The sequence below is a fragment of the Arthrobacter sp. CAN_A212 genome (assembly GCF_015752345.1).
In the GTDB taxonomy this organism is placed as follows: Bacteria; Actinomycetota; Actinomycetes; order Actinomycetales; family Micrococcaceae; genus Arthrobacter_D.
Map to the genome: position 1 here is coordinate 1 of NZ_JADOUT010000025.1, position 19,631 is coordinate 19,631.

The 19,631-nt window shown below is 61.9% G+C and carries 18 protein-coding genes and 1 pseudogene; 10 read left to right on the forward strand and 9 right to left on the reverse strand.

All coding sequences use genetic code 11. The features are described 5' to 3' along the window. A partial coding sequence (locus tag IWX64_RS14905; RefSeq protein ID WP_196867918.1) for an IS30 family transposase occupies positions 1-496 on the forward strand: 496 nt, incomplete at its 5' end. 47 nt (positions 497-543) lie between these two features. Here IWX64_RS14905 and IWX64_RS14910 read toward each other — a convergent pair. Then, on the reverse strand, positions 544-1,251 hold the full coding sequence (locus IWX64_RS14910) for a class I SAM-dependent methyltransferase (protein WP_196867919.1): 708 nt from the start codon (positions 1,249-1,251) through the stop codon (positions 544-546). A gap of 225 nt (positions 1,252-1,476) precedes the next feature. On the opposite strand from IWX64_RS14910, the pseudogene IWX64_RS14915 reads away from it, so the two are divergent. The 4 genes and pseudogenes from IWX64_RS14915 to IWX64_RS14930 all read left to right on the forward strand — a co-directional run. Continuing rightward, positions 1,477-2,017, forward strand: a pseudogene (locus tag IWX64_RS14915) (recombinase family protein); the annotation flags it as partial. Positions 2,018-2,326: 309 nt separating this feature from the next. After that, positions 2,327-2,866 carry a hypothetical protein gene (locus IWX64_RS14920; protein ID WP_196867920.1) on the forward strand — a complete coding sequence of 180 codons (540 nt, stop codon included), beginning with the start codon at positions 2,327-2,329 and terminating at the stop codon, positions 2,864-2,866. A gap of 49 nt (positions 2,867-2,915) precedes the next feature. After that, on the forward strand, positions 2,916-3,206 hold the full coding sequence (locus IWX64_RS14925; protein ID WP_196867921.1) for a hypothetical protein: 291 nt from the start codon (positions 2,916-2,918) through the stop codon (positions 3,204-3,206). A 253-nt stretch (positions 3,207-3,459) separates the two neighbouring features. Beyond that, the gene (locus IWX64_RS14930) at positions 3,460-3,909 is read left to right on the forward strand and encodes an SRPBCC domain-containing protein (protein ID WP_196867922.1); all 450 of its coding nucleotides are present in this window, start codon (positions 3,460-3,462) and stop codon (positions 3,907-3,909) included. 459 nt (positions 3,910-4,368) lie between these two features. Here the strand turns inward: IWX64_RS14930 and IWX64_RS14935 are convergent, their stop codons facing one another. Beyond that, positions 4,369-4,797: a hypothetical protein gene (locus IWX64_RS14935; protein ID WP_196867923.1), complete on the reverse strand. Its 429-nt coding sequence runs from the start codon at positions 4,795-4,797 to the stop codon at positions 4,369-4,371. Positions 4,798-5,195: 398 nt separating this feature from the next. On the opposite strand from IWX64_RS14935, the gene IWX64_RS14940 reads away from it, so the two are divergent. Continuing rightward, entirely contained in the window at positions 5,196-5,489 is a 294-nt protein-coding gene (locus tag IWX64_RS14940) for a hypothetical protein (RefSeq protein WP_196867924.1), read from the forward strand. Here IWX64_RS14940 and IWX64_RS14945 read toward each other — a convergent pair. Continuing rightward, on the reverse strand, positions 5,450-6,652 hold the full coding sequence (locus IWX64_RS14945; protein WP_442859067.1) for an IS110 family transposase: 1,203 nt from the start codon (positions 6,650-6,652) through the stop codon (positions 5,450-5,452). The two genes, IWX64_RS14940 and IWX64_RS14945, sit on opposite strands and share 40 nt — an antisense overlap. 356 nt (positions 6,653-7,008) lie before the next feature. Here IWX64_RS14945 and IWX64_RS14950 point away from each other — a divergent pair, with 356 nt between their 5' ends. The 3 genes from IWX64_RS14950 to IWX64_RS14960 all read left to right on the forward strand — a co-directional run bounded on the left by IWX64_RS14950 (position 7,009) and on the right by IWX64_RS14960 (position 11,610). Continuing rightward, positions 7,009-7,449: a hypothetical protein gene (locus tag IWX64_RS14950; protein ID WP_196867926.1), complete on the forward strand. Its 441-nt coding sequence runs from the start codon at positions 7,009-7,011 to the stop codon at positions 7,447-7,449. Between the two features lie 370 nt (positions 7,450-7,819). Next, positions 7,820-9,619, forward strand: coding sequence for a hypothetical protein (locus IWX64_RS14955; protein ID WP_196867927.1), 1,800 nt, complete (start codon positions 7,820-7,822; stop codon positions 9,617-9,619). An 851-nt stretch (positions 9,620-10,470) separates the two neighbouring features. Beyond that, a complete protein-coding gene (locus tag IWX64_RS14960; protein WP_196867928.1) occupies positions 10,471-11,610 on the forward strand; it encodes a calcium/sodium antiporter in 1,140 nt (379 codons plus the stop codon). A gap of 54 nt (positions 11,611-11,664) precedes the next feature. On the opposite strand, the gene IWX64_RS14965 is transcribed toward IWX64_RS14960, so the two are convergent. The 3 genes from IWX64_RS14965 to IWX64_RS14975 all read right to left on the reverse strand — a co-directional run bounded on the left by IWX64_RS14965 (position 11,665) and on the right by IWX64_RS14975 (position 13,735). Then, positions 11,665-12,069 carry a hypothetical protein gene (locus IWX64_RS14965; RefSeq protein WP_196867929.1) on the reverse strand — a complete coding sequence of 135 codons (405 nt, stop codon included), beginning with the start codon at positions 12,067-12,069 and terminating at the stop codon, positions 11,665-11,667. A gap of 49 nt (positions 12,070-12,118) precedes the next feature. Then, on the reverse strand, positions 12,119-13,141 hold the full coding sequence (locus tag IWX64_RS14970; protein WP_196867930.1) for an NADPH:quinone reductase: 1,023 nt from the start codon (positions 13,139-13,141) through the stop codon (positions 12,119-12,121). An 81-nt stretch (positions 13,142-13,222) separates the two neighbouring features. Further along, positions 13,223-13,735, reverse strand: a complete 513-nt coding sequence (locus IWX64_RS14975) for a hypothetical protein (protein WP_196867931.1) — start codon at positions 13,733-13,735, stop codon at positions 13,223-13,225. Positions 13,736-13,790: 55 nt separating this feature from the next. Here IWX64_RS14975 and IWX64_RS14980 point away from each other — a divergent pair, with 55 nt between their 5' ends. Then, positions 13,791-14,309, forward strand: coding sequence for a flavin reductase family protein (locus IWX64_RS14980; protein WP_196867932.1), 519 nt, complete (start codon positions 13,791-13,793; stop codon positions 14,307-14,309). A gap of 10 nt (positions 14,310-14,319) precedes the next feature. Here IWX64_RS14980 and dnaE read toward each other — a convergent pair whose 3' ends face one another. The 3 genes from dnaE to lspA form a co-directional block, all read right to left on the reverse strand. Beyond that, entirely contained in the window at positions 14,320-17,796 is a 3,477-nt protein-coding gene (gene dnaE / locus IWX64_RS14985; RefSeq protein ID WP_245346141.1) for a DNA polymerase III subunit alpha, read from the reverse strand. A 159-nt stretch (positions 17,797-17,955) separates the two neighbouring features. Continuing rightward, positions 17,956-18,891, reverse strand: coding sequence for an RluA family pseudouridine synthase (locus IWX64_RS14990; protein ID WP_196867934.1), 936 nt, complete (start codon positions 18,889-18,891; stop codon positions 17,956-17,958). Further along, positions 18,888-19,508 (reverse strand): signal peptidase II, encoded by a 621-nt coding sequence (lspA, locus tag IWX64_RS14995; RefSeq protein ID WP_196867935.1) that lies wholly within the window; start codon positions 19,506-19,508, stop codon positions 18,888-18,890. Before lspA ends, IWX64_RS14990 begins: the two co-directional genes overlap by 4 nt. Between the last annotated feature and the right edge of the window lie 123 nt (positions 19,509-19,631).

Consider the following 19,631-nt stretch of genomic DNA (forward strand, 5'->3'; position numbering starts at 1 on the left):
GGAGGGCGATTTAGTGCTCGGTTCGAACTGCCGGTCAGCTATCGCCACCCTCGTGGAACGCCAGACACGATTCGCGATGCTCATCCATTTACCCGATGATCACAGCGCGATCACCGTCAGAGATGGCTTGCTGGCCGCCATCAAGACCCTGCCGGCGCACTTGACCAGATCACTGACATGGGACCAAGGAACCGAGCTGGCTCAGCATCGCCAGATCACCATGGCCACGAAGATGGCGATCTACTTTTGCGACCCTCACTCGCCGTGGCAGCGTGGCTCCAACGAGAATCTCAATGGCTTGCTGCGCCAGTATTTCCCGAAGGGCACAGACCTTTCCGTCCACTCACCCCAGCGGTTGCTCGAGGTCGCGACCGAACTCAATGACCGGCCGCGTAAAACCCTCGGCGGAATCACCCCGCCTACGCCATGCAACAACTACTATTCGAACCAGAAACCCCTACCGTTGCGACGACCGCTTGAATACACCGATCCTTGACCGCGACAGCAAAGCCTGCATCTCGCCTGCTCGTCAGAAGACTGCGCTCAAATCGCATTAGTCAGAGTGTGGAGAAGATAGGCATAAGAAAGCTTTGTTTGATTCGGGTGGTCTTGGAGCCATGACCGCGCCGTGCCCTGAGGGAATTCCATGGCAACTACCTCTTCCAGGTCGCGCGCGGAGCGAAAAGTACAGCTACTCATAACCTTTTCGGTAGTGGCGCCTCGATCCCGCCACCACTGCAGAATATACTCACCCGGTCCTTGATACTCGGCTACGTTGCCAGCCCGAAGGAGATCAGCGAAGTCGCCATGCTCCTGGTCATTATCAATCACGACCAGCGAACCACCCGGTCGGAGAACACGGAGCACCTCAGCCAATCCTGCTGAGCACTCGTTGTTTGGCGAGGGAAAGAAGTAGGCAAAGCGAGCATGCACAACGTCGACCGAGGCATTTTGTAATGGAATATGTTCAGCTGAGCCGTGAAGTACCTCCGTATTAGAGGTCCTTTCGCTTGCAGCGTCTAAAAGGGTCGTCTCGGGTTCCACGCCGTAAAGCCGACGTGTGGTCGGGGCATAGCGAGGTAACCAATATCCGGTGCCGCATCCCAGGTCCAGAAGGTCTTTCCCTTCCCAAGGCGCAGCTGCCTGAATCGCACGCCAGAGCGTTCCCTCATGGTCGATCGCGTCATTCTCCTTCTCGTAGAGGACGACGTTCTGACCTTGATTCCATGCCTTAGTGAAATCTGTAAGCATGAACTCGACCCTCCCATAGATTGTTTGGTGTCGCGGGAACCGACGTCTCTCGGACGATCCCGAACCGCAAGACATTCCCCGAGGTCTGACCCCAGACCCAACCTCTTCTCCCCCACCAATGCTCCTATTATGTCTTGCTACCCTGCCTCCTAAGCAGGGGTGCCAATCAGCGGCAACAGCGTTGGTTGCAAGACACCTAGTGGAGGATTTGGTGCGAGGAGCGGCATGAGCAAGCTGATGGGGTATGCGAGAGTCTCAACCCGAGCCCACCGATCGGCAGGTCGCAGACCTTCTTGGCGCCGGCGTTCGTCGCGATGACCTCTACATCGATCACGGAGTCAGCGGAGCTCACGCCCGCCGCCCCCAGTTCAATAAAGCCCTCGAGGCGGTGCACCCGGGTGACACCCTGATCGTGACGGCGCTTGATCGGCTGGGACGATCGACATCGGACATGCTCGCCCTTGCCGACGAGCTAAAGGCACAGAAGGTAAACCGTCGGGTATTGAATCTCGGCGGCGGGAACGTCGACACAGGCACTCCCATGGGCTCGATGGTCTTCACCGTCATGGCAGCCCTGGCCCAGATGGAGTTGGAGATCAAACGCGAACACGTCAACAACTCCATCACCAAACGCCGAGACGCCGGCCTCGACCTCGGCGGCCGACGCCCAATCTTCTCCGACAGCCAGATCGCCAATGCCCGCAGACTCATCGAACAAGGTCAACCCGCCTCTCACGTCACCCGAGACCTGGGCATGTCACGGGCCCCGCGAATCGGCGCATCGGCCACCTCGACGCGAAACTATGGGTCGCCTCCCAATCAGCTGAACCGCCGTAGTTGCCGGCAGCCCCTAATCCGACAATTGGTCGCGGGGATGGGCCTGGATACTGTCAGCCCTATCGTCGAAGGTGCCCATCAGGCACTGGAGCACCTATGACTTCTTTGGGGGAAGAAAAATGGTCTCACGTCTGTCATCACCAAAGCTCGGTCAATTCAATCTGCGCAACTGGGCCCTTCTTGGCCTCACAGCCTCGTCCTCACAGGAGGGTCCCCAGCAATCGCCGCGTCACCTCTCATGACGTCCATCTCAGCGACAGCGGACCATACCGGCACTCTTCAGAGCCAAGGACACGGCAACGGGAAAGGCCAAGGAAAGGGCAAAGGCAACGTCACGCAGGCCTTCGACCGTCAGGTCGAGGAAGCAACAACGTTCATGCGCACCGCCCCTGATGGTTCCACCTACTTCGACACCGACGCCGCACACGCGGCGAATGCTGACCCGACGATCCTGGAAATGGGAACCGTCATCAATCAGCTCGCCGCGTCCCAGCAGCCCGCTCCTGAAGGTCAGGTGTCGATCCGGGCGAGCTTGCCCATTTGGGGCAACTGGTGTGGCCCCGGCCACGGTGGCGGCGCGGCGGTGGACGTCCTTGACTCGATTTGCCGCACCCACGACCAGTGCTACGGCTCACGCGGCTACTTCGCATGTTCCTGTGACCGGGCCATCGTCCGCGACATACGCGCGAACGCGTCCCGCATGAAGACACAGGAACGAGCCGTAGCTGCAGCAGTAAGCACCTACTTCACCTACTGCCTCTGCAACCCCTTGAAGTAGGCCGTCAACGACACAATAGATTGCACGAAGGATAGGAGGTGCTGAAGTCATGACCTACGCAGATCACGCGGACCACCAGGAACCGCGAGCCACTCGGCCCGTTGCTACATGGGTGTTGATGCTCCTGGCGTTCGCTGTCGTCTTTTTTCTCCCCGACTGGGCTGGAAGCGGCACCCCTCGCCCAATCTGGGTCTTCACCATACCCATCCTTCTCGGCCTGACCGGAGCTGCCTTCGCGCTGCGAACCAGGCATCCGTGGTGGGCAGCAACCTCCGCCCTCTGGGGCTTCGTCCTTATCCAGGTCCTCGTCGTCACCATAACCCTCATCAGCGGCCCATAATCCCATCAAAGGTCATTTGGGCTGTTGATGAGAGTGATGACCTTCAGACACACTGCTGAGACGAACGCAGCCAGCGCCGGAGCCTGGGAAACAAATCCGCACTGGAGCCAGAAATGGCGGTTAATGGCGGTGCTTCTGATGACTTGCACTCCGCACAAAGGGCACAGTGGGTTGTTCCCGGCAGGCATCTTCAGCCGGTCCGTAAGGTGGGCGTCAATGGCAACAACGGATACATAATCGCAAAGGAGCTGGAATGTCGATCGTTCACGAAACACTGAAGTTCACGAAAACGATTAATCCCGAGCTATCGAGGGTTTGGGAAGCATTCGCTGATCCGATTCAGCGTGCTCGGTGGAGCGTGCCTATGGGCGAAGCGATGGTCTACGAACAGGCAGCGTTCGAAGTCGGTGGTCGCGACCGATACCGCTGCGGCCCGCCTGAATCGCTCGATTTCGTCAACATCGTCGACTACTCGCTCATCGTGCCCCAATCGCTTGTTGTGTACACCGAGACCGTGACGACCTCTGATCAGCCACTAAGCGCGGGCGTGGTCACCTGGAGTTTCACCGTCAGCGGGGATAAAACCGAGGTGCAGCTCACGAGCCAAGTCACCTCATTCGTCGGTGACGGCATGATCGAGGGTAACCGAAACGGGCACGCAAAGGCACTAAACCAGCTCGAAGAGTTTGTTCTTGACGAATAGTCGTTTCCACCGTCCATAAGCCGATCCCCCAATGCGACAAACCACACATTGCAAACACACATAATCCGTTGGGATGGAACCGCTAGTTCAGGACTTGTGCGTTCGCATGCCAACTAGGAGGAGCGCTAGCCCGATGATCGATGCAAGGCCTCCCACCATGAGCAGGAGCGCCGGAAGGATTGGAACTCCGTTCGGGTCCAACATGCGCGAGATTAGCATCAGTAGAACCATGGTGAGCGATAGGGCTACGCCGATGGAAAACGTCCAGGTTCCTGCCTTTTTTATATCGTTCATCATTTACCTCCGAGATTGAACGGATTAGTTGTTGGCACCTGGCCCACTGTAGAACGCACGGCCCGATGCCCCGAACCGAAGGAGTCTCAATGATGTTGTCAACCGTTGCCGGACGATGTTTGGGCTGTCGGCCAGCTCTCTCGGCCGACAGCCCAAACGTGGTTTTTAGTGTGTCCAGCCCGGGTAAGGCTTCCGGTGCGTGGCCGGCAGCTCGGCTGCTGTTGCGGGAAGGTCCGTTGGACCGTCGGACTGGCCCATCTGCCAGTGGAAGAACACTTCGGCTGTGATCGCTTCGAAGCACGCGGCCTGGCTGCGGTACCAGAGCGCGGAAGTATCGCCCTCAACGTAGGTTCCATAACCAAAGAGCTCCCCGTCCTCGTCGCGGGTGCGGGCCACGGCGAACACGATCGGCGGCCAGGCCCCGGCGTCCCAGCCCTCGGATCCCCAGTTCGGCAGGGCTGACCAGCCGGTACTCTCGAGGGTTTTCATCCAGTCATACCCATCCCCCATCCGATCATCGGCAGGAAGTCCAGGGACCATGACGGTCTCCTCGGTATCAGTGGTGCTTGTTTGGGTCATCATTTCTACGCTCATGCGGTCGCTCCTATAGTTCGCAGGGCAGGGCGGGCAACGTTCGGTGACCAACAGATCCGTTCCCTCTTCCCCACCATGTTTTTTGCCTGCTGGCGGAGCTTGCGGAGCTGTGCCCGACGGAGGCGGTGCCAACCCGTGAGGGCAAGCGGGCAGGAATTAGTGAGGAAATAAGCGACGTAGGAGCGCCGAGGCAAGTCCTGCCCGCGTAGCCGGCCGCAGGCCGGTTGAACCACCGGAGCGGGCACATAGAATCCAACGGACAGCAGCCAAAAAATAGAGATGATGCTTTTACTGCCCGAGCGACAGCGAGGACCAACAAAGGCATACCGGACAAGCAGAGCTCGGCCGGTTATGGTTTCCGTATGAGCAAAGGAAAGCCCCCAGGGCGACTGAGGCGGATGACCGACACCATGGGGCTGTCGGAACCCGGCAAAACGCCGAAACCGATGAACCAACGCACAGCAGGAATATTGGCCTTATCCTTCCTGCTCGTATCTGTTGCCTACCTCTATCTATCGCTCACATCGTTCCAGGAAGGAGAGCCCGATCTCGTCATCCTGGTACTGGGCTTCGCCTTCTTGATCATGGCAACCGGATGGTTCTTCGAATGGCGACGCTCCAAACGTTTTTCTCGTGACCGAGACAGTGGTGCTCAGGCAGGCGATGCCACAAGATCTCCTGGCGGTTTGTAAGCGGTCCCATCGCGGAGCATTGCCCAGAGAACGTTGAGACGGCGTCGGGCCAGGGAAAGCACGGACTGGACGTGCGTTTTGCCTTCTGCGCGTTTGCGGTCGTAGTAGGTTCTGGATGCGGTCGAACTTCGCAGACTCGACATGGCCGCCATGTAGCAGGCCCGCAGCAGGCGCCGGTCGTATCGTCTGGGTCTGTGGTGATTACCTCGTATCCGACCGGAATCCTTGGGCGCCGGGGCGAGACCCGCGACTCCGGCGAGCCGGTCGACGCTATCAAAAACGGCCAGATCACCGCCTATGGCGCCAAAAAATTCGGCTCCGAGAAGGGGTCCGAAGCCCGGCATGCTGAGCATGATCTCTGCCTGGTGGTGTTCGCGGAAGCGCTCAGCTATCAGCGTGTCCAAAGCATCGAGCTGGTTCTGAATATCCAGAACTTCCTGCGCGAGCTCCGCGACCATCAGCGCACCGATCCGCTGCACAGCAACGGTCGTGTACTGGGATTTCGCTGCAGTTATGGCTCTTTCTGCCACATCGGCGCTACTGCGGGTGCCCTGGTTCTTGAGCCAGGTGTGCAGACGTTTTTGTCCGAGCCGGCGTAGGGCATCGGGAGTCTGGTATCTCGTGAGCAGCACCAGCCCGGCCTTGGATCTGCTGTAGTCAAAAGCATGTTCGAGGGCGGGGAAGTATTCCAGCAGCTGTGCGCGCAGCCGGTTGATCGCCCGAGTACGGTCACAAGCCTTGTCCGTGCGGCGGGCGGTAAGGATTCGTAGATCGACGCTGATGTCATCCCCAGTACGAACCGGTTGCAGATCCCGACGCATCCGGGCCTGGTCAGCAATAACCGCGGCGTCCTTCGCGTCGGTCTTGCCGTCCCCACGGTAAGTCCTGGAAGCATGATGTACCGTGCGTCCTGGAATGTAGAGGAGTTGCTGGTCATGGGCTGCAAGCAGTGCGATCAGCAGTGCAGCCCCACCGTGGTTCAAATCCACAGCCCAAACCGCCTCTCCCCCACCGCTAAGCACCGCAACATTTCCCATCAAATCCAGCAGGTCTGTCTCGTCATTGGCTACCCTCTGAGAAAATAATCGGGCTCCCCCATCGTCAATGACGACGCAGTGGTGGTGGGTTTTGCCGGCGTCTATCCCGGCCCACAATTGCGGCAAAGCGGCCTCCTTCATCGATCGGATATGAAGCCCAGCAGATAACCTCGCCGTCGTGTCCTTATCCAGCGATCATTTTTGTCGCGTCTCTCAATCAGCGGTCGGGCCATCATCGAGGCGACAGGCGGCCAATCCTTCGAAGCCGTGACAACTGTCCGGCACAGCAGCAAAAGCCATACCCATCACCCCTGGGTAGCCAAGACACTACAACTGCCCTGCGAACTACCTGCTCAACAACATAAGGACAGCGGCAAGAACGTTACGACTCGGCACCAATGGGACTGCACCTACTCCAATGACTGGGATTGTACGAAGGATAAGTGGCAGCGTGAGAACAGTGAGCGGCAATTATTAGGGGGATGACAGTGAAGTATCGACTAAGCGGAAGCACTCTAGGGCTACTTGCCGTCGCTGTTGCCCTGAGCGCATGTACCTCGCCCGACGATCCTTCGAACGAGGCTCAACCAGATGACCTCCAATTGCTTGTTTCTAATGAAGAACGGGATGGCTCCTTCGGGCCACAAGCATTATTTGAGGGGACGCTCGTTGTGTCGGAGGAAGACTGTGTTCTAGCCGAGGGAACAGATGGGACTACCTACAACATCGAATTCCCGGTCGGCGCCGCTCAGGATCCAGAAGATGCTTCTATCATCAAACTAGAAATTGCAGATCTAGTCATCGGCGAGGACGTTGCGCTTGGTGGTGGTTATAGCGCTGCTGGCAACAACGACGCGGCGCTGGCTACGATGCCTGAATCATGCCGCCAGCCAGAAACTTTTCATCTCTACACTACCGAGTAACTAAAGCCAGATCAGAGGCTTGTGACTGTTAGCCAGGAATGGCGGTGAATCGCAGCTTCAGTTGGCGGTCCTGCCGTCCTATTCAACGATCCCTCAACGAACATCCAGTCTCACTAGCGCTGAAGGCCAAAGACCGGTGCAAAATGGCCGGTATGACGAATATCCCGACGCTGGCCGAGCGGTACGTACCCGGGACCAAGCTAAGAAGTGCTACCTCTGAGGCACAATAGAAACTTGCCGTGCGACCTTCGGGGCAAGGGGGTGGCTTCTTCACATATTCCGAAGGGAACCATAAGGGTGGAGCAGCAAATAATCGGATCAAGCCGATGGCGTCATCGTCGGGTCTTGTCTGAATCGAAGGGGGACGCGCATGGAGGTTGAACAGCGGGCGGAACGAGCCGCGGCGGTTGATCGGATTTCAGCCGCTGTCCGGGCCAGTGCACGAGACGGCGACGACGGCGCGCTGGAACTTGAGCACGCGCTTGTCTTCCTTGACGAGCTGGATCTCCGGGTACTCCGCGAAATCGAGCGTGAACTTGGTCGCGAGAGCAGCGTTATCACTCATCCTGGCATCGGCCGCAACAGCCCGGGAATCGCGGCGTTCCTGGGCCAGCGATACGCAGCATCTATCGGGAAATCGCAGTATTCACTGACGACACCGGTCATGAGAATCAGAGCCGACATATTGGATCTTCTGGTGTTCCGCGACATAGAACGCGCCCACGGAGGCACTATGTTCACCCGGGTGGTTCAGGGCGTCAAAAAGGCGCTCGACCTTCCGGAGCACGGCAGCCTCGCAGAAACCGGATTCGCCAGATATGGGGCATCCAACATCTTTCTGCTTCTCGATGTGGCGGCGTCCTTTGCCACAGTGCAGTTCGAACGGACTTCTGTGGCCCTTAAGGGTGTCCGAGGGCGGGAGGGGATGGACCTCTACGCCGACGCGCTCGACAATTGCCATTTCATGACAACCAGCTTTGCGCGGTACCTGCTCAAGTCACAGCCGGGACCTAAGAAGCTCTTTACTGCGGGTTCCCGGGGTCGGCTGGAGCGTTTCGGGATCTCGCCTACCGATATCGATCACGAACGGCTCCTCCTCGAGCTGGAGAAGTTGCGGGCACTGTTACCGGAATTGAGCAGCGCCTACTCGTCCTGGGGGGCGGAAATCGGCGGTAAAGGTGCGCATCCCCCGGACGAAGCAGGCCGCGATGATGAAGCACGGATGGCGTTCCAGGTACTGCGGCGGACCGGTGTGCCGCGTACCGCCGGCGAAGCGCACGAGCAACGCCTGGTCCGCCGGGCCTGGACGTTTCGCCTCCGTGAGAAGAGGGCAACTTTCGCGGCTGCCTGTGCGAGCGTCGCGATGGTGGGGTACTGGCTGTTCCTCCAGATGACGGCCCAGGATCTGTCGGTCCGGCTCCTTCTGCTAGAGGCCGTGCTGGGCGCGCTTCTCGCCGCGGCAGTTTGTCTTTTCCTTGATGCTCGTGAAAATGGCTTCTTCCAGACTGCCGCAGAGCTTAATCACTACACCGTGTTGCAGGGCCGGCGCGACGCCACGTTCCTGGCTGCCTTGCAGAAGGTCCGGCCGGAAGTCGCCGGGCTGAAGCACGCCGGCCTCCCACGGCTTTTCACGGTCATGGCTGAACGCGACGGCGTTACTTTCCTTGGGCGTGGTCCACGGCCCAAAGTGGTCGCATCCTTCCACTGGGTGCATGTCGCGAAGTTGACGGCGCCCCGGGGCGCCGCCGGATCACCACCCCGGGTGGCGTTCGTGGTGCGACGCGAAGGAGACGAGGTGGAACTTGGGTTCCCTTTGGAACGCGCAAAAGTGGCCTGGACACAACGCAATTTCCTCGAGAACAAGCCGATGGAAGCAGTCCTGGCTTTGCTCCATGGCCTGCGAACAAACTGGACCCTGCCGCCGCTTGGAGACCGACGCAGCAGTGACGAGTGGGACACCTCCGAGCGGTTCGCGCTTCTCCGATCCGGAGAGGTCGGGGGGACCCCGTATGAGCGTGAGGTGCTCGACTGGGAATCCCGGCGGCGAGGGCGCGTAGATCTGAGTGGAGGGGACTTGCTCTGCAGGACGCAGATGAAACTCGGTGCCGCTATTGCTGCCCTACTGTTCGGCATCGCGGTGCTGGTGCCGTTCTTCTCCGCTCTGGAGTGACCGCAGGGTCACCGCCCGGGATCAATGATTGCGGCAGTCCCAGTAGAACTTGATTAGGAAACCTATGCTAATGAGAACAGTCAACGGACCCGAGACCGCGAGGTTGGCTCGAGGGCTGCTGTCCGCATAGGGGAACGCTGTAGTCGACAACGCAGTGAAGAAAACTAAGCTGATCGACAAGTGCCTGGGCGTACTCCAACGTTTGTTTGCGGAGTCATGAGTCGAGTGGACTGTAGACCCCATTATGTGTGTCCCCCAGATATATCGATGTGTCCTTATTACTATTGAGTATGACGCCGATCTAAAGGATCGCCCATCGTCAAATGCTATCCAGCATTATCCGTTAAACATCTCTGCCTTCAACGCCGTGTTCGGATCCCGGACCGAACGAGAGACGGCGTTGCCCTCGGCCTCGTCCGCGGCGCAGCAAAGTGCTAGCGGGGAGGTGTGTTTGGATCCTCGTCAGGTTTATCTCGGATTATACGAATCCAGGGCTCGCCTGCCTTCCGCACTGTTCTTCTGTCCCGGTTACGCCAAAGCACGAACGCAATTATCAGAAGAACTACGACAATCGGAATCAAGATGGCAAGTAATTCTGCTGCATCAATATTCATGTCGGCACCTCCGCAGGACAAAGCAAGCCTTCATGCTTGAGATCGTACTCCGTCCGCTAAGGGGTCTTGGCCACCCGTAAGCCGGTCCTTCACCGCGACACTTTCTCACCACTCCGCCGGCAGTCAAAATCCCATATGTGAGCGCGCGGCTTCCACGATGTCGGCGGTGACGGAGCACCGTTAGCTGCTGTGGGCACCGATGGCAGGGCTGGGGCTGTGGTCCGTACACTCCTACCCATGGATGCATTTGACGTGGGACGGATTGTGGCTGGACTGGCGTTGCTGGTGCTGGGTGGGGAATTCCTGGTACGGGGGGCCTCAGCGATGGCGCGACGCGTGGGAATCTCCTCGCTGGTGGTTGGGCTCACCGTGGTCTCGGCGGCCACATCTGCACCGGAGCTGGCCGTGACCATCGGTGCTGTCATGCGCGACGAACCCGGGCTTGCTGTGGGCAACGTTGTCGGCAGCAACATCGTCAATGTCCTGCTCATCCTGGGGCTTTCCGCACTGGTTGTTCCGCTTGCTGTGAAGCAGCGGTTGGTGCGCTTTGACCTGCCCTTGATGGTCGGCCTGTCAGTCGGTTTGTTCCTCGTGTCCTTGGACGGGCGGATCAGCGCGGTAGATGGGTTGGTCCTCTTCTGCGTCGTGGTCGTGCACACTGTGATGACCGTCGTCATCAGCCGGCGCGATGCAAAGATCCCCATGACGCCGGACCTGGCCGGGGGGTCGAACACCGCCGATCCGTCCCGGGGAAAAGAAGCAGCGCCTGCCGACTCTTTCGGCAGATCGCTACTGCTCGTGCTGTTGGGGGTCGCCTTACTGGTGGCCGGTGCCACGCTGCTCGTCGAAGGCGCGGTGAGCATTGCCGCCACACTGGGCGTGAGCAGTCTCGTGGTCGGTCTGACTGTGGTGGCAGTCGGAACGTCGCTGCCCGAACTGGCGACATCCATCATTGCGGTGCGTCGCGGTGAACGTGACCTAGCCGTAGGTAACGTAGTCGGCAGCAACATCTTCAACATTGGGGTGGTGCTTGGTCTGCCTGCACTGATTTCGCTTGAGGGTATTCCCGTATCCGCTGCTGCAGTGGCCTTCGATATGCCGGTGTTGCTGGCGGCCGCGGTGGCCCTGCTGCCTGTCGCGTTCACCGGTTTCGCAATCGCGCGTTGGGAGGGCATCCTGTTCGTGGGCCTATACCTGGCTTACACCGGATATGTCATTCTGACCGCCACTGCACACGATGCGCTGGAAGGGTTCACCGCAGCCATGGCCTGGTTCGTGCTGCCATTGATCGCGATGACCCTCATCTCCTTTACAGCCTATGAAATCGGGCTCCACAAAGGACGCCAAAACCCGGACCAGACCAAGAGCTCGCCCTAGTCCATGTCCTTGGTCCCGCCGGACCAACGACCGCCCAGGTCCACGGCGGCAACCCTACGGCTGTGGATCGATCCGCTGTCCAAACCTTGGCGGCTCGATCATCGGATCGTCTGCTTTGAGGCGGCCCAGCGGTTCCTCCCCTCGCAGACGCTGACTCAGCTCATCCCTTGAGGGCCCACGCAAGGCCGCGCCGCCCGGGACCTGGGATCCGGAGTCTGGATCGGCGGCGTCGTCGTTGGCGTCGTGCGAGGGAAGGAAAATGGTGAACACGAACGCAATCGCGAAGGCCACCAGTCCTGCACGCCACCCCACGTCGCTGCGCAGGACGTTGTCCGTCCCACCCGAGGTCACCACAGCCGCGATGATTCCCACGAAAAGTCCAACACCGGCACCGAGAGCTAGACCCCGCCCGACCCGGAGAAGAAGGCGACGAAAAATGTCGTGATGCTCAAATTTCATATCCCACTTCTCCGGTGGATCGAGGGGCCGTCAGGTGGACGTACGGGACCTAGACGGTCTCGTCCGCAACCCGAATGAGGACCTTGCCGGTCACGCCGCTTTCAACGGCGTCGTGCGCGGCAGCCGTCTCCTCCAGAGGGAACCAGTGCAGCGGAAGTCCGGCGGACTCCCCCACGGGCAGAGCGCCAGCGCGCAATGCAGCGGTGATGTCCTCAGCAGCAGCCTGCAGCGGCTCGGCCCCCACTGTGTAGAGGAGCAGACCCTGCCAGCGGACGTTCTTCGCAAAACTAGCGATGATCGGGGCCGTGAACTCGTCCCCGTTGTTGTTGGCGTAGTAGGCGATGCTGCCATGGTTGGCCAACACCTCGACGTCGAGCGCTGCGTTTTGGGCTGGCGCCACCTCGACCACGTGGTGGACGCCGTCGGGAGCGATCTCGCGGATCCGCTCAGCGAGGGAGTCACCGGGATACTGGACCACGTGGTGGGCACCGGCCGCTCGGGCCAGTTCAGCCTTCGCGTCACTGCTCACCGTCGCGATCACGGTGGCGCCTGCCCAGACAGCGAGCTGGATCGCGGCATGTCCGACGGCCCCCGCTCCGCCCTGCACCAGAACCACCCGGCCGCTCAGCGCGTCTGGTCCCAGACGCGCCGGCCCCTGTTCGTGGACGGTGAGTGCACGGTGCGCCGTCATCGCCGGAACTCCAAGGCTGGCGGCCACGTCAAAGTCGATACCCTCAGGAAGCGTCACCACCCGGTCAGCGGGAAGGACGGTGAACTCCTGCGCGGTTCCCGTGGGACGGCCATGCGCAGCCAGGTACAGCCAGACCCTGTCCCCGACTGCCAGACCCGTGACGCCGTCGCCGAGCGACTCGATCACGCCGGCGCCGTCCTGGTTGGGGACCACCTCGTCAAAAGCGAGCTCCCCGTCGGAGCGGGCCTTCCAATCGGTGGGATTGACGCCGGACGCGACAACGCGAACCCGGACTTCACCGTGGCCGGGAGCGGCTGCTTCACGCTCTACGAGGGACAGGACTGAAGATGCTCCGGTGCCGGAGTAAACGATTGCTTTCATACTCAGGCCAACGGGCTGTGTCAGCGCCCTATTCCCTGCGGACCGCGGACCTGATGCAGGCACCTGGTCCCGGGGCAGGTGCTAGGCGCGGCGTTTGCCCCAGGCCAAATCGATCAGGGCGGAAATGAACACGACAAGTGCCGCAGCTGCCGGCCAGATGGCGGCCGCGCCCAGTGAATGCAGGACAAAGTCCGGTTCCCCACCAAACATCATGCCCAGCCATTGGCCGACGACTACAGCGAGCACCGACCCCACCAGTGATCCGCCCACCGCCGCACCGACCCGTTCCCACGCCCCAGGCAGATCCATCCGCTGCACCAGGAGCCAGCCCACCACGATACCGACGACCAGCTGGAGCCCGGCAAGGGTGAGATCGCCCACCAGAGCTGCTTCCTCGGGCCCCGGGTCGCCGTAAAGGCCACCCCCGGGTGCGGCAAACCACCACGCCACGCCCATCAGCAACCCGAGACCGGCCATGGCGCAGGCCCACCAGACAAGCGACGTCGGCGGAACGCCGGTGTCCTTGGCGGCCACGGTGTACACGGGGGGTGGGTAGCTGCCGGGGTGCTCGGCGTCGGGGCTGGTGGGGCGCATGACTTATACATTAACAAAGTTATCCGGCACCAGTACCTCACCTAGGGTGGGGTGCGTGAATCAACAAGCTCCCGCCGACCAGCCAGGCCTCGACCCGGCAGCAGCCTTCCGTGACTCTTTCCGCCGCCATCCGGCGGGAGTCACGATCATCACCGCTGTCTATGAGGGTAAACCGTTTGGGTTCACTGCAACCTCGGTATCTTCCCTCTCGGCCGACCCGCCACGGTTCACCTTCAACATGGCCCGCACCTCGTCGTCCTGGCCCGCCGTCGCCAATACCAGCTACATCGGGGTCCACATGCTAGGGCTCGCCAACCGTGAGCTCGCGGACCGGTTTGCGCGCAGCCGTGACCGTTTCGACGGCGACCATTGGAAGCCGGGCCCGCACGGCGTGCCGGTGCTGGAAAACGTGGCGGCGCACCTGATCGGCCGGATCAGCATGCGATTGTCCTTCGAGAACAACGCGGTGGTGGTGGCCGAGGTTGTCTCAGGCGAAGTGGGCGAGCCTGGGGTCCCGCTGCTCTACCACGGCGGAGCGTACGGCCAGCCGACCGCGCTTGACTACGAGATCTAGCGCCGCCCGCCTACACGTCCAGGCAGGCGGGCCCCAGCAGCACCTTCAAGTCGCCGAAGAGTGACGACGTCGGATTGACCCGCAGCTCGACGCCGAGCCTCATCACCTCGACCTTGCGGTTGCTGTTCAGCCGGATCTGCACCTCGCTGGTGCCCGGATGGGTCCGGAGCACGTCCCGGAGCGCGACGACGGCGGTTTCGGTGGCCTTGTGGTGCGCCATCGAGATGACCACCGGCCCGGAGTGGCCCTCACTGAGGTCCGGGACGCTGAGCTCCTGCGCGTTCAACGTGACGGCGCCGTCGTCGCGCCGTTGCAGCCGGCCCCGGACGACGACGATCAGATCCTCGGCGAGGACACCGGCGATCGGACCGTACACCTGCCCGAAGAACATCACTTCCATCGACCCGGCGAGGTCCTCGATCTCGGCGCGGGCGTAGGCGTTGCCGCTGTTCTTCGCGATCCGCCGCTGCAGCGAGGTGATCATACCGGCGATGGTGACCATGGAACCATCGGCGGGGCCTTCGTCGCTGATGATCGAGGTGATCGAGGAGTCGGCGTGCTGGCTCAGAATCTTGTCGAGGCCCTGTAGTGGGTGGTCGGAGACGTACAGGCCGAGCATGTCGCGTTCGAAGGAGAGCTTGTCCTTCTTCTCCCACTCCGGCAGGTCCGGCACCTCGACGGAGAGGCCTCCAACGGATCCGGGTTCGTCGAACGCGCTGAACAGGTCGAACTGGTTCGCTGCCTCGTTGCGCTTGAGGACAATCACCGAGTCCACGGCTTCCTCGTGGATCATGGCGAGGGCCCTGCGGGGGTGCTTCAGCGAGTCGAACGACCCTGCCTTGATCAGGGATTCGATGGTCCGTTTGTTGCAGACCACCGCCGGGACCTTCTGCAGGAAGTCGCTGAAGGAGGTGAAGGCCCCCTTCTCGGTGCGGGCCCCGACCATGGCGCCCACCACGTTGGCGCCGACGTTGCGGATGGCCCCCATCCCGAAGCGGATGTCGGTGCCGACCGGGGTGAAGTTCACGCTCGACTCGTTGACGTCCGGCGGGAGGACGGTGATGCCCATCCGGCGGCACTCGTTGAGGTAGATCGCCAGCTTGTCCTTGTCATCGCCCACACTGGTCAGCAGCGCGGCCATGTACTCGGCCGGATGATGGGCCTTGAGGTAGGCCGTCCAGTAGGACACCAGCCCATAGGCGGCGGAGTGGGCCTTGTTGAACGCGTAGTCGGAGAACGGCAACAGGATGTCCCACAGCGTTTTGATCGCCGCTTCGGAGTATCCGTTGTCTTTCATGCCGTTGGCGAAGCCCTCGTACTGCTTGTCCAGTTCCGACTTCTTCTTCTTGCCCATCGCGCGGCGGAGGATGTCGGCGCGGCCCAGGGAGTAGCCGGCGACCTTCTGGGCGATGGCCATCACCTGCTCCTGATACACGATCAGGCCGTAGGTGGTCCCCAGGATGTCGGCCAGGGGCTCCTCCAGTTCGGGGTGGATCGGGGTGACCTCCTGCGCGCCGGTCTTACGCAGCGCGTAGTTGGTATGCGAATTCGCGCCCATGGGTCCCGGCCGGTACAGCGCGATGACCGCGGAGATGTCTTCGAAGTTGTCGGGACGCATCAGTTTCAGCAGGGCTCGCATCGGCCCGCCGTCAAGCTGGAACACGCCCAGGGTGTCGCCGCGGGCCAGCAGTTCGTAGGAGCCCTGGTCCTCGAGGTCCAGGTCCTCCAGCACCAGGTCGATGTCCTTGTTGAGCTTGATGTTCTCCACCGCGTCGGTGATGATCGTCAGGTTCCGCAGGCCGAGGAAGTCCATTTTGATCAGTCCGAGGTTTTCACACGTCGGGTAGTCGAACTGCGTGATGATCTGACCGTCCTGGTCACGGCGCATCAGCGGGATGATGTCGATCAGCGGGTCGGAGGACATAATGACACCGGCGGCGTGGACACCCCACTGGCGCTTCAGGCCCTCCAGGCCCAGCGCGGTTTCGAAAACCTTCGCCGAGTCGGCGTCGGACTTTAGCAGCTCACGTAGCTCCTCGGCTTCGGAGTAGCGTTTCGAATTCTTGTCGTGCACATCGGTCAGGGCCAGTCCCTTGCCCATGACGTCCGGCGGCATGGCCTTGGTGAGCCGCTCCCCCATCGAGAACGGGTAGCCCATCACCCGGGAGGAGTCCTTCATGGCCTGCTTGGCCTTGATGGTGCCGTAGGTGACGATCATGGCGACCCGCTCATCGCCGTACTTCTCGGTCACGTACCGGATCACTTCGGACCGGCGCCGATCATCGAAGTCGACGTCGAAGTCGGGCATGGAGACGCGCTCCGGGTTCAGGAACCGCTCGAAGATCAGCCCGTGCTGCAGCGGGTCGAGGTCGGTGATGCGCATCGCATAGGCGACCATCGACCCGGCGCCGGAGCCACGGCCGGGGCCCACCCGGATTCCGTTGTCCTTGGCCCAGTTGATGAAGTCGGCGACCACCAGGAAGTAGCTGGGGAAGCCCATCTGGGTGATGACGCCGGTCTCGTACTCGGCCTGCTTGCGGACGGCGTCGGGGATGCCCGCCGGGTAGCGGTACTGCAGCCCGGTCTCGACCTCCTTGACGAACCAGGATTGCTCGCTTTCCCCCTCGGGAACGGGGAAACCGGGCATGTAGTTGGCTTTGGTGTTGAACTCGACGTCGCACCGCTCGGCGATGAGCAGGGTGTTGTCGCAGGCCTCGGGGTAGTCCCTGAAGATGGAGCGCATCTCTGCCGGCGATTTGAGGTAGAACTCGTCGGCGTCGAACTTGAACCGCTTGGGGTCCGCCATCGTGGACCCGGACTGCACGCAGAGCAGGGCCGCGTGGGCCTTAGCGTCCTCCGCATGCGTGTAGTGCAGGTCATTGGTGGCGACCATGGGCAGCCCGAGTTCCCTGGCGAGCTTGATCAGGTCCGACTGGACGGCGCGCTCAATGTCGAGGCCGTGGTCCATCAGTTCGCAGAAGAAGTTGTCGGCGCCGAAAATGTCGCGGAAGTCGGAGGCCGCCTGCATCGCCTCGCGGTACAGGCCTAGGCGGAGCTTGGTCTGCACCTCACCCGAGGGGCAGCCGGTGGTCGCGATGAGGCCCTTGCCGTAGGTCTGCAGCAGGTCCCGGTCCATCCGCGGCTTGTACAGGTAGCCTTCCAGGGACGCCAGCGAGGACATGCGGAAGAGGTTGTGCATTCCCTCGGTGGTTTCAGCCCACATGGTCATGTGCGTGTACGCGCCGGCACCCGAGACGTCGTCGCGGCCGCCACCGCCCCACTTCACCCGGGTCTTGTCGGCACGTGCGGTGCCGGGCGTGAGGTAGGCCTCGACGCCGATGATCGGTTTGATCCCGGCTGCCCGGGCCTTGTCCCAGAAATCGAAGGCCCCAAAGACGAAGCCGTGGTCGGTGGTGGCGAGGGCTTTCATGCCCAGTTCCTCGGTGTGACTGAACAGGTCAGTCAGCCGGGCGGCACCGTCGAGCATCGAGTATTCGGTGTGATTGTGCAGGTGGACGAAGGAATCGTCACGGGTCGGCTTGGCTGGGGAAGCTTGGGGAGATGCTGTTGAAACCACCCTCCCATTCTAGGCCAGTCCACCTCCCTGCCCGACGGACATGCCGGGCACCGTAGGAGGCGGCTCAGCTCACACGGTGCCGGCGGCGAGGGCTTCCAGCGCGTACCGCAGATCGTCCGGATAGGGGCTGGTCGCGCTGACGGTCTCCCCCGACACCGGATGCTCAAACGTGAGCTTCTGGGCGTGGAGCCACTGCCGGGTCAACCCCAGGTGGGCGGCCAGGCTGGGGTCGGCACCGTAGGTCAGGTCCCCGACGCAGGGGTGGCGGAGGGCCGAGAAGTGCACCCTGATCTGGTGGGTACGCCCGGTCTCCAGGTTGACCTCCAGCAGGCTCGCCTTCCCGAACGCCTCCAGCACCGTGTAGTGGGTCCGGGACGGTCGCCCATCCTCCAGTACGGCGAAGCGCCAGTCGTGCGCCGGGTGCCTTCCGATGGGAGCGTCGATGGTTCCCTCCAACGGGTCCGGGAGCCCCTGGACCAGGGCGTGGTAGACCTTCTCCACGCTGCGTTCCTTGAATGCGCGTTTCAGCACCGTATAGGCGTGCTCGGTTTTCGCGACCACCATCGCTCCGGAGGTGCCCACATCCAGGCGATGGACAATCCCCGCGCGTTCGGTGGCGCCCGACGTCGAGATCCGGTATCCGGCCCCCGCGAGGGCGCCCACTACCGTCGGTCCCACCCAGCCGGGCGAGGGGTGCGCGGCAACGCCGACGGGCTTGTCAATGACCACCAGGTCGTCGTCGTCGTACAGGATGCCCATGCCGTCAACGGTCTCGACGACGACGGCGAGGGGGTCAACGGTGGCGGGTACCCTGATCTGCAGCACCGCTCCGGCGGCTGGCCGGTCGGACTTGCCGACCGCCTTGCCGTTGCTCGTCACGAAGCCGGCCACGCACCAGGCTGCGGCAGCGGACCGGGAGACCCCGGCGACCGCTGCGAGTACCGCGTCTGCGCGTGCACCGCCGAGTTCAGCCGGGACGCGCTCGTCCCGTTCCACGGCGTTCACTTGGTCTCTTCCGGGCCGTCGACGGCCGGTTCATCGACGACGCGTTGACCGTCCAGGCCGATCCCCCGAAGGGTGAGCAGGCAGATCAGGCAGACGCCGGTGACGACGGCGGAGTCGGCGATGTTGAAGATGGCAAAGTTGGGGAAGGCGATGAAATCGACCACGTGGCCCTGTCCGAAGGAGGGTTCCCGCAATAACCGGTCGGTCAGGTTGCCCACAGCCCCACCGAGCACCAGGCCCAGTGCAACAGCCCACGACCAGCACGCCACCTTGCGGACCTGGGTGATGATAGCGATGGCCACCGCCGCCATGATGATGGTGAACACCCAGGTGTAGTCGGTGCCGATGGAGAAGGCCGCCCCGGGGTTGCGGATGAAGTGCCAGTTGAGGAGGGGCGGGAACACGGGGGTGATCTGGCCCTCGGTCATGGTTGAGACCACCCAGATCTTGGTCAGCTGGTCCGCGATGTAGATGACCGCGAAGCAGGCGATGAAGAGCAGCGCGTACCGGGCGCCGGTGCGTCGCCGGTGACTGGCGTCCGTCGTCGGGGCGCGGTCGGCCGGTGAGGGTTCGTCGGAGCCGGTGGGGGTGCCACGCTCGGGTGTCTGGTCTGTCATAGCGCTTTCGTGTTTGGCGCTGGCCGCGCCTAGCGGGAGGGGTGCATCAGTGCTGGTAACCAGCCTACGGCAGAGGCCAGCCGCCGGGGATCCCGGTGGCCGGCCTCATGGCGTGCCTTGAAC